Source organism: Micromonospora alfalfae, from assembly GCF_022230925.1.
GTDB lineage: Bacteria > Actinomycetota > Actinomycetes > Mycobacteriales > Micromonosporaceae > Micromonospora > Micromonospora alfalfae.
On sequence record NZ_JAKKFH010000006.1, the window covers coordinates 96,509 to 111,330 of the forward strand.

General features: G+C 71.6%; 10 protein-coding genes and 1 pseudogene. 6 read left to right on the forward strand and 5 right to left on the reverse strand.

From position 1 onward, the window contains the following. From ftsL to mraZ, 3 genes and pseudogenes are all read right to left on the reverse strand, one after another. Window positions 1-606 carry a cell division protein FtsL gene (gene ftsL / locus MED01_RS05160; protein ID WP_238667388.1) on the reverse strand — a complete coding sequence of 202 codons (606 nt, stop codon included), beginning with the start codon at window positions 604-606 and terminating at the stop codon, window positions 1-3. After that, window positions 596-1,706 (reverse strand): annotated as a pseudogene (rsmH, locus tag MED01_RS05165) (16S rRNA (cytosine(1402)-N(4))-methyltransferase RsmH). Before rsmH ends, ftsL begins: the two are co-directional and overlap by 11 nt. Before the next feature lie 206 nt (window positions 1,707-1,912). Then, the gene (gene mraZ, locus MED01_RS05170) at window positions 1,913-2,344 is read right to left on the reverse strand and encodes a division/cell wall cluster transcriptional repressor MraZ (RefSeq protein WP_030488958.1); all 432 of its coding nucleotides are present in this window, start codon (window positions 2,342-2,344) and stop codon (window positions 1,913-1,915) included. Between the two features lie 355 nt (window positions 2,345-2,699). On the opposite strand from mraZ, the gene MED01_RS05175 reads away from it, so the two are divergent. From MED01_RS05175 to MED01_RS05185, 3 genes are read left to right on the forward strand one after another with little or no spacing between them, the layout of a single operon-like run. After that, a complete protein-coding gene (locus MED01_RS05175; protein WP_091407686.1) occupies window positions 2,700-3,947 on the forward strand; it encodes a MurT ligase domain-containing protein in 1,248 nt (415 codons plus the stop codon). Next, the gene (locus MED01_RS05180; RefSeq protein ID WP_091407683.1) at window positions 3,937-4,656 is read left to right on the forward strand and encodes a type 1 glutamine amidotransferase; all 720 of its coding nucleotides are present in this window, start codon (window positions 3,937-3,939) and stop codon (window positions 4,654-4,656) included. The genes MED01_RS05175 and MED01_RS05180 overlap by 11 nt, the downstream gene beginning before the upstream one ends. Then, entirely contained in the window at window positions 4,653-5,339 is a 687-nt protein-coding gene (locus MED01_RS05185) for a TVP38/TMEM64 family protein (RefSeq protein ID WP_238667389.1), read from the forward strand. Before MED01_RS05180 ends, MED01_RS05185 begins: the two co-directional genes overlap by 4 nt. 121 nt (window positions 5,340-5,460) lie before the next feature. On the opposite strand, the gene leuS is transcribed toward MED01_RS05185, so the two are convergent. Further along, window positions 5,461-8,301: a leucine--tRNA ligase gene (leuS, locus tag MED01_RS05190; RefSeq protein WP_238667390.1), complete on the reverse strand. Its 2,841-nt coding sequence runs from the start codon at window positions 8,299-8,301 to the stop codon at window positions 5,461-5,463. Window positions 8,302-8,704: 403 nt separating this feature from the next. Between leuS and MED01_RS05195 the strand changes: the two genes are divergently transcribed. Genes MED01_RS05195 through MED01_RS05205 form a run of 3 tightly spaced genes read left to right on the forward strand, consistent with a single transcriptional unit; the run spans window position 8,705 to window position 13,548 of the window. Beyond that, window positions 8,705-9,760: an AAA family ATPase gene (locus MED01_RS05195; protein ID WP_091407670.1), complete on the forward strand. Its 1,056-nt coding sequence runs from the start codon at window positions 8,705-8,707 to the stop codon at window positions 9,758-9,760. Between the two features lies 1 nt (window position 9,761). Then, window positions 9,762-11,060, forward strand: coding sequence for a DUF58 domain-containing protein (locus MED01_RS05200; RefSeq protein WP_210785716.1), 1,299 nt, complete (start codon window positions 9,762-9,764; stop codon window positions 11,058-11,060). Window positions 11,061-11,076: 16 nt separating this feature from the next. Beyond that, window positions 11,077-13,548 carry a transglutaminase TgpA family protein gene (locus MED01_RS05205; RefSeq protein WP_238667391.1) on the forward strand — a complete coding sequence of 824 codons (2,472 nt, stop codon included), beginning with the start codon at window positions 11,077-11,079 and terminating at the stop codon, window positions 13,546-13,548. A gap of 872 nt (window positions 13,549-14,420) precedes the next feature. Here MED01_RS05205 and MED01_RS05210 read toward each other — a convergent pair. Beyond that, window positions 14,421-14,819, reverse strand: a complete 399-nt coding sequence (locus MED01_RS05210) for an SCO2097 family morphological protein (protein WP_030334542.1) — start codon at window positions 14,817-14,819, stop codon at window positions 14,421-14,423. Window positions 14,820-14,822 lie beyond the last annotated feature (3 nt).

Consider the following 14,822-nt stretch of genomic DNA (forward strand, 5'->3'; position numbering starts at 1 on the left):
TCAGCCTCCCGCACCCTGGCTGGTCACCGACGGCTCGCCGGTCGCCGGCTGGGGCACGCCGATGGTCTTGCCGTCCGGCAGCCGGATGTAGCCGGGCTCGCCCGCGTCGACCAGGCCCAGCCGGCGCGCCTCGGCGGTCAGGTTGCCCGGCGCCTTGGACTCGGCGATCTGCTTGTCCAGTTGCTGCTTCTCCAGGTCCAGTCGAGCCTGCTGCTGCTGCAACCGCTCAAGCCGGAACGCGTTCTCATTGATCTTGGTGTTGACCGCCAGGATGCCCAGCACCCCGCCGACCACGAGCACCACGATCAGCGCCGCGAACGGAGCACGCGGCACCGAGATCGGCGGCGGCGGCGCCACCCGCAGCCGCGGCGGCCGGGCGCTGGTGGCGCTGGCGGTCTTCTCGACCGGTCGCAGCGCGGCGCTGCCCTGAGTCGGGAACTCGCGCGCCCCCCGGGCGCGAGTCTCCCCCTGCCGATTCGTTCGATCGATGCGTGGCGTACCGTTTCCGAGGCGCGGAGCCCGCTCCGCCGCGATCCGGCCCCCCGACCGCGGTGCGCGCTGCCCGCCGCCGGTGACGTCCCGGCGGTCGCGCTTGTCAATGCTCATGTCCCTCCCCCTCAACGTCCGTCCCTCTAGCCGTCCCGGTGCCCCTGACCCCCCACGGATCAGGCGGACCCCGTGCCCGGTTGGTGCATTCCCTTCACCCGTCGGCGAGACCGTTCGCGGTCGGTCCGCCAGTGCTCTGTCGCGTTCGGGTCGAGTCGCTCCGCGGCCCGCAGCCGCACCGAGGCGGCCCGCGGGTTCGCGGCGACCTCCGCCTCCCCCGGCAGTTCGGCGCCCCGGCTGAGCAGCCGGAACGTCGGACCGGACCCGGGAAGCTCGACCGGGAGGTCAATCGGGCCCTTACTGCGGACCCGGTCCGTGAGGGCCGCCTTGGTGAGCCTGTCCTCCAGCGAGTGGTAGGACAGGACCACCATGCGACCGCCCACTGTCAGTGCGTCGAGTGCGGATGGCAACGCTGTCTCCAGCGCTGCCAGCTCTCTGTTTACCTCGATCCGTAAAGCCTGAAACGTTCTCTTTGCCGGGTGCCCGCCCGTTCGTCGGGCTGGTGCCGGGATGGAGTCCCGAACCAGTTCCGCCAGCAGCGCGGACGAGGTGATCCGGGCCCGCTCCCGCTGCCGGATGATCGCCGAGGCGATCCGACCGGCGAACTTCTCCTCGCCGTAGACCCGCAGCACCCGGGCCAGGTCCGGATGCGCGTACGTGTTGACCACCTCTTCGGCGGTCACCCCCCGGGTCTGATCCATCCGCATGTCCAACGGCGCGTCCTGGGCGTACGCGAACCCTCGGTCGGGCGCGTCCAACTGCAACGACGAGACGCCCAGGTCGAACAGGATGCCGTCGATGGCCGGATAGCCCAGCCGGTCCAGCACGTCCGGCAACTCGTCGTAGACGGCGTGTTCCAGGTGCACCCGATCGGCGAACCGGGCCAGCCGGACCCGCGCGTGAGCGAGCGCCTCGGTGTCCCGGTCGAGCCCGATCAGGACCGTTTCCGGTTGTGCCTCGAGCACCGCCTCCGCGTGCCCGGCCAGACCGAGCGTCGCGTCGACGTAGACCGTCCGGCCGCCTCGACCCAGCGCGGGGGCCAGCAGCTCGAGACACCGCTCGAGCAGCACCGGCACGTGCGTGCCGCGCAACTCCCCCATGATGACCCCCACTGGTTGAAACGTCCGTTCTTCTCGTGCGCCTGTCGTCGGACGGCGCTGCCGTCGTACCGCCAGATCCCCATCCGCTCCCGCCTGACACCGGACCGTCGCCCAATGACTGGATCGTGCGCCTGGCACCGGGGAAGTGATGCCAGGAACTCGAAAGCGGCTGGAGATCTCGCAGTACGTCGGGCGCCGTTACCGCCCTACAGACCGCCGGGCAGCACCCCCTCCTCGATGTCGGCGAAGTCGTCTTCGCTCTCGGCGAGGTAGGTCTCCCAGGCGACCTTGTCCCAGATCTCCACGCGCGTACTCGCGCCGATCACCACCAACTCGCGGTCCAGCGCGGCATAGGCCCGCAGGTGAGCCGGAATGGTCACCCGACCCTGCTTGTCCGGAACCTCGTCGTGCGCGCTGGCGAAGAAGACCCGGCTGTAGGCCCGGGCCGCCTTGTGGGTCATCGGCTGTGCGCGCAACTGCTCCGCGATCCGCTGGAACTCAGGGGTCGGGAAGACGTAGAGGCAGCGCTCCTGCCCTTTAGTGACCACGACACCCCCCGCCAGCTCATCCCGGAACTTGGCCGGAAGGATCAACCGGCCCTTTTCGTCCAGGCGCGGAGTGTGGGTGCCGAGAAACATCGGCCCAACCCCCTCGCCCCTGAGCGGCGTTCGCGGCGCCGCTGACCCCCCGGGCCGGTGAGCCCTCCCGGCCTCACCATTGGTCCCCACTCTACTCCACTTCCCTCCACCCGCAACCAAATTCGCCCGCGTGGCGCGCCTGACCCGGGGACAAAACCGCACGTCACAAGGGGTGGAGCGGAGTGGAGGGCTTCGACCGCCCCTCGGCGTGGTCCGCTTTCCGACATAGATCGACTCCGTCCGGGGGAGGCCGACCCGGCCGCCCGCGCAGCCACCACTGCCGAACGGTTCCCCGTCGGCGGCGATCTGGTGGGGTCGGCGGTCCGGTAACCTCGCTCGCGTGACGGACGCGAAAATGCCCCTACGGGCCAAGGTGGCCAGCTCCGTGTCACGGACCGCCGCGGCGCTCTCCCGGGCGGCCGGCCGTGGCGACGGTTCAGTGATCGGCGGGTGGATCGGCCTGAAGATCGATCCGGACCTGCTGGCCCACCTGTCGGCCGGGCGCGCGATCGCGCTCGTCTCCGGCACCAACGGCAAGACCACCACCACCCGACTGACCTCCGCCGCTGTCGGCGTGCTCGGCCGGGTCGCCACCAACTCGTTCGGCGCCAACATGCCCAGCGGGCACACCTCGGCGCTGGCCAAGGCCGGCAGCACCCCGTACGCGGTGCTGGAGGTCGACGAGCACTACCTCGCGCAGGTGCTGGAGGCGACCGAGCCGCACGTTGTCGCGCTGCTGAACCTCTCCCGCGACCAGCTCGACCGCGCCAAGGAGGTCGCCATGATGGCGCAGCTCTGGCGCGCGGCGCTGGTCCGGCACACCGACGTACGGGTGGTGGCCAACGCCGACGACCCGCTGGTCGTGTGGGCCGCCACCCCACCGGGTGACCCCGCCCGGGGCATCAACCCGCCGCACGTGACGTGGTTCAGTGCCGGCCAACGCTGGCACGACGACTCCTGGGTCTGCCCGGAGTGCGGCTCCACCATCCAGCGCTCCGGCGAGCAGTGGTGGTGCACCGGCTGCCCGCTACGCCGACCGGAGCCGCACTGGGTCGTCGAGGACGAGGGCGTGCTCGACCCCACCGGCGCCTGGCACAAGGTCTCCCTCCAACTGCCCGGCAAGGTCAACCTCGGCAACGCGGCGACCGCGCTGGCGGTGGCCGCCGAGTTCGGCGTCCGCCCGGTCGACGCGGTGTCCCGCCTCGGCATCGTCACCTCGGTGGCCGGCCGCTACGCACAGGTCGACAAGGACGGGCGCAACATCCGGCTGCTGCTGGCCAAGAACCCGGCCAGTTGGCTGGAGGCGTTCGACATGGCCGACGACGCGCCGACCCTGCTCTCCATCAACGCGCGCGATCCCGACGGTCTGGACACCTCCTGGCTCTACGACGTCGACTTCGCCCCGCTCCGAGGCCGGCAGGTGTTGATCACCGGCGACCGGGCATACGACCTGGCGGTGCGACTGGACGTCAACGACGTGCCGTTCCAGCACGTCCGCACGTTCGACGACGCACTCCGGTCGGTCCCGCCCGGCCGGCTGGAGGTCATCGCGAACTACACCGCGTTCCAGGACATCCGAGCGGAGTTGGACCGTGTCATCTGAGAGTCTGCGCATCGTCTGGATCTACCCCGACCTGCTCTCCACCTACGGAGACCGGGGCAACGCCCTGATCCTCGCCCGGCGGGCCCGTCAGCGCGGGATGCCGGTCGAGGTGCTGGAGGTCCGCTCCGACGAGCGGCTGCCCGCGACCGCCGACATCTACCTGGTCGGTGGCGGCGAGGACGGCCCGCAGGCGCTCGGCGCCCAGCGGCTGCTGGCCGACGGCGGCCTGCACCGCGCCGTCGCGCAGGGCTCGGTGGTGTTCGGCGTCTGCGCCGGCTACCAGCTCCTCGGCACCTCGTTCTTCGCCAAGGGTGTGCAGTGCCGCGGGCTGGAGCTGCTCGACCTGCGGTCCGACCGGGGCGAGAGCCGGGCCGTGGGCGAGCTGGCCGGTGAGATCGACCCCCGGCTCGGCCTGCCGCCGCTGACCGGTTTCGAGAACCACGGCGGTCGCACCCACCTCGGTCCGGAGGTCTCCCCGCTGGCCCGGGTCACCGCCGGGGTGGGCAACGACGGCGCCACCGAGGGCGCGTGGCGCGGCAAGCTGCTGGGCACCTACTCGCACGGGCCGGCGCTGGCGCGCAACCCGGCCCTGGCCGACCTGCTGCTGCGCTGGGCCACCGGGGCACACCAGCTCCCGCCGTTGGACGACACATGGTCGGACCGGCTCCGCAACGAGCGCCGCTCCGCGGTGGCCGCCGCCCGGGCATGATCCGTGCCGTCCGGCGGCTGCTCCGGCAGCCGTCGGCCGCCCGGTTCGCGCTGCTCCTGCTGCTGATCGGCGGGTGCGGGTTACTGCTGCTGCTGGTGCCCCGGCCGGATCCGGCGCAGTTGCCGCTGGTCGCCGACCGGCTGGGCGACCTCGCCCCGGTGGCGGCGATCCTCGGTGGTGCGCTGCTGCTTGTCGCGCTGGTGCCCCGGACCTTCATCACGCTCGCCGCAGGTGCGATCTTCGGCCCGCTGGAGGGCGCCACGTACGCCCTGGGCGCGGCGCTGGTGGCGGCGGCGATCGGGTTCACTGTCGGCCGGTTGCTCGGTCGGGAGTTTGTCGCCGAGCGGGTCCGCGGTCGCCTGGCCCGCCTCGACGGCTGGTTCGCCCGGCAGAGCGTGCTCGGTGTGGTCACCGTCCGGCTGCTGCCGATCGCCGGCTTCGGCCTGGTCAGCTACGGCTACGGCACGACCGGCGCCCGAGTGCTGCCGTTCCTGGCCGGCAGCGTGATCGCGTCCGCGCCGACCGCCTTCGGCTACGCGGCGATCGGCGCGGCGGTCAGCTCCCCCGGCCACGTCAACTGGTACGCCGCGGCCCCGGCCAGCCTCGGCCTGATCGCCAGCCTGGTGCTCATCCACCAGTGGTGGCGAGCAGAACGTCGCCGCCGTCGCACCATGCCCGTCTAACCCCACCCCCCACTCCCGCGATCTTGCAGTTTCTGTCCCCGCATCACGGGATACAAGGGACAAAAACCAAACCGAAACTGCAAGATCGCGGGGTGGGGGCGGGGCAAGGCGCGTGCGGGGGTTAGGCGACTACCGAGACCATCCGGCCCTTGACCACGATGACCTTGCGGGGCTCCTTGCCACCCAGGGTCGCCGCCACCGCGTCCAGTGCCGCCGCGCGGACGCTCTCCTCGGAGGCGTCGGCGGGGACCTCGACGCGGCCACGGACCTTGCCGTTCACCTGCACCGGGTACGTCACCGTGTCGGCCACCAGCAGCGCCGGGTCGGCGGTCGGGAAGTCCGCGTACGTCAGCGACGTGTCATGGCCCAGCTTGCGCCACAGCTCCTCGGCCATGTGCGGGGCGAACGGCGCCACCATCAGCACCAGCGGCTCGGCCACCTCACGCGGCGTGGCCGACAGTCGGGTCAGCCCGTTGGTCAGCTCGATCAACTTGGCGATAGCGGTATTGAACCGGATGCCGTCCATGTCGCCACGGACCCCGTCGATCACCTTGTGCAGCAGCCGGCGGGTCGCCTCGTCGGCCGGGTCCTCGGTGACTCGCAGGGCGCCCGTCTGCTCGTCGACGACGGCCCGCCACACCCGCTGCAGGAACCGGTACGAGCCGACCACCGCCCGGGTCTCCCAGGGGCGGGAGACCTCCAGCGGGCCCATCGACATCTCGTACACCCGGAAGGTGTCCGCGCCGTAGGCGGCGCACATGTCGTCGGGGGTCACCACGTTCTTCAGCGACTTGCCCATCTTGCCGTACTCGCGGTTGACCGCCAGGTCACCCAGGTAGTAGGCGCCGTCGCGCTCGAAGACCTCCTCGGCCTGCACGTAGCTGCCGCGCGAGTCGGTGTACGCGTACGCCTGGATCATGCCCTGGTTGAACAGCTTGCGGAACGGCTCGAACGACGACACGTGCCCCAGGTCGAACAGCACCTTGTGCCAGAACCGCGCGTACAGCAGGTGCAGCACGGCGTGCTCGGCGCCACCGACGTACAGGTCGGTGCCCCCGCAGTCACCGTCGGCGCGCGGGCCCATCCAGTACCGCTCGTTCTCCGCGTCGACGAACCGCTCGCTGTTCGTCGGGTCCAGGTAGCGCAGCTCGTACCAGCAGGAGCCGGCCCACTGCGGCATCACGTTGGTTTCCCGGGTGTAGCGCTTCGGCCCGTCACCCAGGTCCAGTTCGACCTCGACCCAGTCGCGCCGCCGTGACAGCGGCGTCTCCGGGTTGCTGTTGGCGTCGTCGGCGTCGAACGTCTTCGGGGAGAAGTCGTCCACCTCCGGCAACTCGACCGGCAGCATCTCCTCCGGCAGGGCGATGGCCGCGCCGGTCTCGTCGTAGACGATCGGGAACGGTTCGCCCCAGTAACGCTGCCGGGAGAACAGCCAGTCGCGCAGCCGGTAGGTCACCGCGCCGGTGCCGTGCCCGTTCGCCTCCAGCCAGGCGATGATCGCCGCCTTTGCGTCGGCGACCCCCAGCCCGTTCAGGTCCAGGCCGCGCTCGGGCGCGGCGCTGTTGATCGCCGGGCCGTCCCCTGTGTACGCCTTGCCGTCGAAGCCCTCGGCCGGCTGCACGGTACGGACGATGGGCAGCTCGAAGACCTCGGCGAACGCCCAGTCCCGCTCGTCCTGCGCCGGCACCGCCATGATCGCGCCGGTGCCGTAGCCGGCCAGCACGTAGTCGGCGATGAAGATCGGGATCTGCCCACCGGTGACCGGGTTGGTGGCGTACGCGCCGATGAAGACGCCGGTCTTCTCCTTCGTGTCGGACTGCCGCTCGACGTCGGTCTTGGCGGCTGCCGCCTTGCGGTACGCCTCGACCGCCTCCCGGGGGCTGGCGTGCCCGCCGGTCCAGGCGTCCCTCGTCCCGTCCGGCCAGCTGGCCGACGCCAGCGTGTCGACCAGCTCGTGCTCGGGCGCCAGCACCATGTAGGTGGCGCCGAAGACGGTGTCCGGGCGGGTCGTGAACACCCGCACCGGTGCCGCGCTGGTCGGGAAGTCCACGTGGGCGCCGGTGGAGCGGCCGATCCAGTTGCGCTGCATCAGCTTGATCGGCTCGGGCCAGTCCAGGCTGTCCAGGTCGTCCAGCAGCCGGTCACCGTACGCGGTGATCCGCATCATCCACTGCTTCAGGTTGCGCTTGAAGACCGGGAAGTTGCCCCGCTCGGAACGGCCGTCGGCGGTGACCTCCTCGTTGGCCAGCACGGTGCCCAGACCCGGGCACCAGTTCACCGGCGCCTGCGAGACGTACGCCAGGCGGTGGTCGTCGACGACCTGGCGGCGCTCGGCGACGCTCAGCTCGGCCCAGGCGCGGCCGTCCGGGGTGGGCCGGTTGCCGCCCTCGAACTCGGCGATCAGCTCAGCGATCGGACGGGCCCGGCCGGCGTCGCTGTCGTACCAGGAGTTGAAGATCTGCAGGAAGATCCACTGGGTCCAGCGGTAGAAGTCGGTGTCGATGGTGGCCACCGAGCGGCGCTCGTCGTGCGCCAGCCCCAGCCGGCGCAGCTGCGCCTTGTACCGCTCGATGTTCGCGACGGTGGTGGTCCGGGGGTGGGTGCCGGTCTGCACCGCGTACTGCTCGGCGGGCAGGCCGAACGCGTCGAAGCCCATCGCGTGCAGCACGTTGCGACCGGCCATCCGTTGGTAGCGGGCGTAGCAGTCGGTGCCGATGTAGCCCAGCGGGTGGCCGACGTGCAGGCCCGCTCCGGACGGGTACGGGAACATGTCCAGCACGTACAGCTTCTCCGCGCCGGCGCGTGGGTGGGTCGGGTCGGCCAGCGGGCCGGTCGGGTTCGGTGCGTGGAAGGTGCCCTCGCGCGCCCAGATGTCCTGCCAACGAATCTCGATCTCGTCGGCCAGGGCCGCTGTGTACCGGAACGGGGGAATGTCGCCCGCCGGTGCGGCTGCCTCACTCATCGTCTCTCCTCGCTTCGCTTCGCTTCGTCTCGGCACCACCGGGCCGGGCCGGCGGCGGGCACAAAAAAGCCCCTCGCGCAGGAGGGGCCGCCGTGCTGTCGCTGGGTTCAGCGCATCAGCACGGCCCGGTAAGAAGCAGGAAGACTCCGGCCATGCCCCGCAGTGTACCTCTTCCATGGTTCGCCCTGCCGGCCCCCGGGCGCTGTCGAAGCCGTTCCCCCGAGTCGGCGAATATCGGTGCGTAACCGACGGACTACCTGCGGGGGTCGGCGATAACGACAAACATGGTTAGCCTGAGAGACTAGTGAGATTCCTGCGGCAAACGAGGCTCGACGTCGCGAACCCAACGGCGGGTCCAGGTGCTCTCTAGAGAGCTGCCGTGACGGCGACGAGGAGGAGGCCCGTGACACAACAGACCTGGGACGAGGTGGGCGGCCTGTTGCCGCACGACGAGTTCCGCGCCGCCAGCGAGGCCATCGTGGCCAACATCGAGCAGGTCATCGAGGGTAAGACCGCCACCGTGCGGCTCGCCCTGGCCGTCCTGCTCGCCGAGGGTCACCTCCTGATCGAAGACGTCCCGGGTGTCGGCAAGACCAAGCTTGCCAAGGCCCTCGCGCGGTCCATCGACTGCACGGTCCGACGGATCCAGTTCACCCCCGACCTGCTGCCCAGCGACGTCACCGGGGTCAGCGTCTACAACCAGGAGACGCACGACTTCGAGTTCCGCCCCGGCGCCGTGTTCGCCAACCTGGTGGTCGGCGACGAGATCAACCGGGCCTCGCCGAAGACCCAGTCGGCGTTGCTGGAGTGCATGGAGGAGCGGCAGGTCACCGTCGACGGGGTGACGTACCAGCTCCAGACCCCGTTCATGGTGATCGCCACCCAGAACCCGATCGAGATGGAGGGGACCTACCCGCTGCCGGAGGCGCAGCGCGACCGGTTCACCGCCCGCATCGCGATGGGTTACCCGGACTCCAACGCCGAGCTGGCCATGCTCGACGGGCACGGCGCCACCGACCCGCTGCACGAGCTGCGCGCGGTCTCCGACGCGGCCATCGTCCGGCAGTTGATCGCCACCGTCCGGCAGGTGCACGTGGCGGACGCGGTCAAGCAGTACGCGATCGACCTGGTCACCGCCACCCGCGAGGCCCCCGACCTGCGGCTCGGCGCGTCCCCCCGGGCGACCCTGCAACTGTTGCGCACCGCCCGGGCGGTCGCCGCCCTGGAGGGCCGCGACTATGTCCTCCCCGACGATCTGCAGGCCCTGGCGGTGCCGGTGCTGGCCCACCGGATCATCCCGACCGCCGACGCGCAGCTCGCCCGGCGCACCACCGACGCGATCGTCTCCGAGCTGGTGCACCGCCTGCCGCTGCCACACGACAGGCAGCGCAACCCGTACGACACCCGGCCACCCGCCACCGGCAACGGTCGCGCACCCTACGAGCCGCGGAGGCCGTGACGTGCGTGCCGGGCTACGCGGGCTGACCACCCGCGGTCGGTCCTTCCTCGCCGCTGCGGTCGCGGCGGCGATCTCGGCCGGCATCCTCGGCGAGAAGGACCTGCTCCGGGTGGCTGTGCTGTTGGCCATCCTGCCGTTGCTGGCCGCCGCCTACGTCGGGCGGAGCCGCTACAAGCTGGCCTGCAACCGTTCGCTGGACCCGCACCGGGTTCCGGTCGGCGCCAACTCCCGGGTGGTGCTGCGCCTACAGAACCTCTCCCGGCTGCCGACCGGCACCCTGCTCCTGGAGGACCGGCTGCCCTACGCGCTGGGCAGCCGGCCCCGGGTGGTGTTGGAGCGGCTCGGCGCGCACCAGGCCAGCTCCGTGGCGTACACGGTGCGGGCCGACGTTCGGGGCCGCTACGACGTGGGCCCGCTGGTCGTCCGGATGACCGACCCGTTCGGCCTCTGTGAACTCACCCGCTCCTTCCCCAGCACCGATCACCTGACGGTCATCCCGCAGGTCACCCCGCTGCCGTCGGTCCGGCTCCCCGGGGAGTACGCGGGCAGCGGCGACAGCCGGGCACGCTCGGTGGCGGTGCACGGCGAGGACGACGCGGCGACCCGGGAGTACCGGCGCGGCGACGACCTGCGCCGGGTGCACTGGAAGTCCACCGCCCGCACCGGTGAGCTGATGGTGCGCCGCGAGGAGCAACCGTGGGAGAGCCGGGCCACAGTCGTCCTGGACACCAGGGCGTACGGCCACCGGGGCGAGGGGCCGACTGCCAGTTTCGAGTGGTCGGTGTCGGCCGCCGCGAGCATCGCCGTCCACCTGCGGCAGGCCGGTTACAAGTTGCGCCTGGTCACCGGCTCGGGCGCAGATGTGGACGCCTCGGAGGCCGGCGGGGACGGCGCGCTGCTCGACCACCTCGCGGAGGTCCGACTGGATCAGCGCGCCGAGGTCACCGGCCTGGTGCAGCGGGTCCGTCAACGCGCCGACGGCGGTCTGATCATCGGCCTGTTCGGCACTGTCAGCGTCGCCGAGGCGGAGCTGCTGGCCGGGCTGCGGGGCAACGGCGCCACCTGTGTCGGCTTCCTGCTGAACAGCTCCACCTGGCTCAGCCTGCCGGAGAAGGCGCGGGCCGAGGCGGAGCACGCCCACGCCGCCGCCGTCCTGGCCATGTTGCAGAGTGGCTGGCGGGTGGTCGGCGTCGACCACGGCGGCCGGCTGCCGGCGCTGTGGCCGCAGGTCGGTCGGGGCGCCCAGGGGTTCGCCCTGCGGGCCGCGCTGGCCGAGACGGTCGCCGGCGGTGTGCGATGAACGGAAGGCTCCCCTCATGATCAGCAGTCGGAACATCGGCATGGTGGCGGCCGCTGCCACGCTGCTGGCCGCCGCGCCGCTGTCGGCCATCTTCCAGGGCTGGACGTGGTTGATCGAGTCCATCATCGCGGTCGCCGTGGTGGCCGGGGTGGCCGCGCTGACCCGCCTCGCCCGGGCACCGCTGTGGGGTCAGGTGCTGGGCATGCTGGCCGGCCTGATGCTCGCCCTGACCTGGTTGTTCCCCAGCGGCCAGGAGCTGCTCGCGATCCTGCCCACCCCGGGCACGTTCGCGTACTTCGGCGACCTGCTCGCCGGCTCCATGCAGGACATGCGCTCGTACGGGGTCGAGGTCCCGGACACTGACCCGCTGCTGTTCATCGCCGTGCTCGGCGTCGGCGGAGTCGCCGTGCTGGTGGACGTACTGGCCGTTGGGCTGCGCCGGCCCGCGCTGGCGGGGCTGCCGATGCTCGCCATCTACTCGGTGCCGGTCGCCGTCTACGTGGACAGCGTCCCCGCGGTGCCGTTCGTGGTGGGCGCCGCCGGTTACCTCTGGCTGCTGGTCACCGACAACGTCGACCGGGTCCGTCGCTTCGGGCGCCGGTTCACCGGTGATGGCCGCGACGTCGACGTGTGGGAGGCCTCTCCGCTGGCCTCCGCCGGCCGTCGGCTCGCGGCGGTCGGGGTGGCGCTGGCGGTGGTGCTGCCACTGGCGGTGCCCGGCATGACCGGCGGGCTGCTCGACTCGCTCAGCCGAGGGCCGGGCAATGGCACCGGCAACGGGTCCGGTTCGGGCGGCACGTCGGGTCGGATCGACCTGTTCGCCTCGCTCGCCGGCCAACTCAACCAGTCCCAGGTAGCCGACCTGGTGAAGGTGAAGACGTCCGAGCAGAACCCGTTCTACCTGCGTTACGCGGTCGCCGACGAGCTTCGCCCCGCTGGTTTCCAGGCGCGCAACCCCAGCGGCCGGTCGGTCAACAGGGACCTGCCGAACCCGGCCGACCGGGCCGGTCCAGGCGTGCAGCAGACCACCTACCAGGCGACCGTCGAGGTCACCAAGAGCCTGAGCATGTCGCTGATGCCGGTGTACGCCGAGCCGACCCGCGCCGACGACCTCAGCGACAACTGGCTCTACGACACCAACCAGCAGGTCGTCTTCTCCAACCGGGAGAACTCCCGCGGTCGGAAGTACTCCTTCGACTACGTCCGCTCGACGTTCACGCCTGAGGCGTTGCGGGCCGCGAAGCCGCTGCCGACCGAACACCCCGTACGCCGACAGATGACCGCTACCCCCGGGCCGGTGCCCGAGGTGGAGGAGCTGGTCAAGGGGCTGATCCAGGGCAAGCGCACGGACTACGACCGGGTGCTGTCGATCTACCGGCACTTTTCGGCGGACAACGGCTTCAGCTACCGGTTGAGCACCGAGAGCGGCAGCAGCGGTCAGGACATCGTCAACTTCTTGACCAACAAGGTCGGCTACTGCCAGCAGTACGCCGCCGCGATGGCCTGGCTGGTCCGCTCGGCCGGCATTCCGGCCCGGGTGGCGTTCGGGTTCACCAACGGCAGCAAGCGCGACGGCGACACCTTCACGCTGACCAACCTCAACCTGCACGCCTGGACCGAGGTCTACTTCGACGGGGCTGGTTGGGTGCCGTTCGACGCCACCCCGGCGTACGGGGTGCCCGGCTCCACCCGGTCAGCCTGGGCACCGGACACTGACGCGCCGGAGGCGCCCAGCCCGAGCAGCGACGCCACGAGCGCCCCGACGGACCCGGGCACCTCGACGGAGCCGACCGGCCAGGACAACGCCGACCGGGACACCGACGAAGGGCTCTCCCTCGGCGGGGCGACGCCGAACGAGCAGCCACCGGTCTGGCCCTGGTGGGCAGCGGGCCTGGTGGCCCTGCTGGTGCTGCTCGCGGTGCCCGCCCTGCGCCGGATGACCCTGCGCCGCCGACGCAGTGGCCGCGCGGCGAGCGGGGCGATGGCCTCCGCGAGAGTCGACGGCGGCACGGAGCCGGGGGCACGTCCGGTGATGGTCAGCGCGGACGCCAACCAGGCCCGCGCGGACGCGCACGCCGCCTGGGCGGAACTGCTCGACACGCTTGTGGACTTCCGGGTCCCGGTCGATCCGACCGAGACGCCCAGGGCGACAGCGGACCGGCTTGTCCGGGACTCCCTCGACGATGACGACGCGATCGGGTCCGCGCGGCTGCTCGGCCGGGCGGAGGAGCGGGCCCGCTACGCGCGGGATCCGCTGACCGGTGAGCGGTTGCTGCCGGCGCTACGCGCGGTCCGTGCGGCGCTCGCGACACGGGCGGACCGGCGGACCCGCCTCCTCGCCGCCGTGCTGCCGCCCTCGGTGCTGCTGCGCTGGCGCACCGCCATGGCCGACAGGTCCAGCCGGATGGTGGCGCTGACCGGTCAGGCCCGGTACCGACTGCTGCGGTGGAACCCTCGTCGGCTGCTGGCCGACCGGGCCGCACGCTGACCGAAACCCAACGCACCCACCCCCGCACCAGCGCTCCGGCGCACCCGCCACCGCTCATCATCACTTGATGATCAGTAGTTGCAGAGCTTCTGGCAGCTGCTGCTCACCGAGTGATCATGGGTGCGCCAGGGTGGGTGCGCCGGTCCGGCGCAGCGGCACCGTGTCGGGGTGAGGCGTAGCCGAGTAGGGCGTAGGCCGCGCGGGCCGCGCGGGGCGTAGGCCGCGCGGGCCGAGCGAGGCGTAGGCCGCGCGGGCCGAGCGAGGCGTAGGCCGCGCGGGCCGAGCGAGGCGTAGGCCGCGCGGGCCGAGCGAGGCGTAGGCCCGGGGCGACGTCGGGTCTGCGCAGTGGTGCGGTGAAGTCGCGGTCTCCGGTGGCCGGGTGCCCCCGATCACGCGGAACTCGAGTCGATCATGCCGCTGGTCGGGGCGACGTCGTTCCGCGCGGATCCGACCGGGCGCAGCGGCTCAACGACTACCGGGACCGCCCAAGGTCGTGCTCGATCCAGGAAAGAGGCCCCTCCCCTCGCACACGATGCCACTACTTCCAGGATCGAGCACGATCATGCGGGAGCGGGCGCGGGCGCGGGAGAAGACCCCAGACCGAGCACGATCAGCGGGAGCAGGCGCGGGAGAAGGCCACGGATCGAGCACGATCACGCGGGAGAAGTCGCAGGAGAAGACCACAGACCGAGCACGATCAGGCGGAAGAAGTCGCGGGAGAAGACCCCAGACCAAGCACGATCACGCGGGAGAAGGCGCAGCGCAGAGGACGCGAACCGGGTAAGGGCGCGCGGATACGACGGAGGTCGCCGGGGGCTGTGCCCGGCGACCGCTCGTCGCGGCGTACGGCCCGCCTCAGCGGCGGGACCGGCTCAGCGGTGCCCCTCCGGGCGCTGCCGCCACCTGTCCTCCATGCGGTCCAGGATTGACGACCGGCGACCGGATCGGCCACCGCGGGGACGACGACGACTCGTCGTGCCGCCCACCACGTGCAGGTCGGGTGACTGCGCCCGCCGGTGCGACTGCACCGCGAACGCGGCCGACGCCAGCATGACGACGAAGCCCGCCACCGCCAGCGGTGGAGTCTTGATCACCGCGCCATAGACCAGTAGAGCCAAGCCAGCGATGATGACGCCGGCGGCGACGAGCAGGCGACGCCGCGCATGGAAGCGCGGATCGCTGGCGCGCACGGCCGAGGCGAATTTGGGGTCCTCGGCAAGCGACCGCTCGATCTGCTCGAACAGCCGCTGCTCGTGCTCCGAGAGCGGCACGGC